At 62.2% G+C, this 730-nt stretch carries 1 protein-coding gene; it reads right to left on the reverse strand.

The features are described 5' to 3' along the window. Positions 1 to 648, reverse strand: a 648-nt coding sequence (locus QVO43_RS06580) for a WecB/TagA/CpsF family glycosyltransferase (RefSeq protein WP_288174654.1), incomplete at its 3' end; no start/stop codon positions are given. Between the last annotated feature and the right edge of the window lie 82 nt (positions 649 to 730).

The raw sequence follows: 730 nt of genomic DNA on the forward strand, positions 1-730 counted from the left end.
CAGCCACTCCAGGGAAGCTTCCTGCATCCATTTGGGCGCCCGTTCCATTTTCCCGGCCAGCACGTCGAAGCTGCCTCCCAGGCCCACCCGCAGGGCAGGCTTCAGGGCATCCCGGTGTTCTTCCAGCCAGAATTCCTGCTTGGGAGCCCCCAGGGCCGCGAACAGCACCTGGGCTCCGCTTGCGTTGATCTGCCGGATGATGTCCGGTTCATCGGCTTTGGTGAAGTAGCCGTTCCGGGTGCCCACGATCTGCACCCCCGGGGCGATTTCCGCCGCCTTGGCGGCCGCTGCTTCCGCAATTCCCGGAGCCGCCCCGAACAGGAAGAATTTCGTGCCTCTTCGGGCCCCGTCCTTCAAAAGCTCCAGGAACAGGTCGAAACCGGCCACCCGTTCCGGCACCTGGTTCCCCAGGGTCCGTCCGGCCCACACGGTGCCGGCCCCGTCCGCCAGGATCAGGTCCGTTTTGTCCAGCAGGGCCTTGTAGGCCGGCATCTGCTGGGCCATCATGATGATTTCCGCATTGGCGGTGACCACCTGGGTAGGCAGATCCCGGTCCACCCGTTCCATAAGCCACGCCACTGCTTCCGCCATGGAAAAAGGAGTCACCGGCACTCCCAGGATATCCACAGCAGGTTTCTTGTTGTCCATAAGTCCACCTCACTATATCCGCCCTTTTCAAGGGCGAAGGGCCAGCCGTTACTTTCACTCTTCTATATCCGCCCTTTTCAAG

The organism is Acidaminococcus sp. CAG:542 (assembly GCF_000437815.1).
Classification (GTDB): domain Bacteria; phylum Bacillota; class Negativicutes; order Acidaminococcales; family Acidaminococcaceae; genus Acidaminococcus.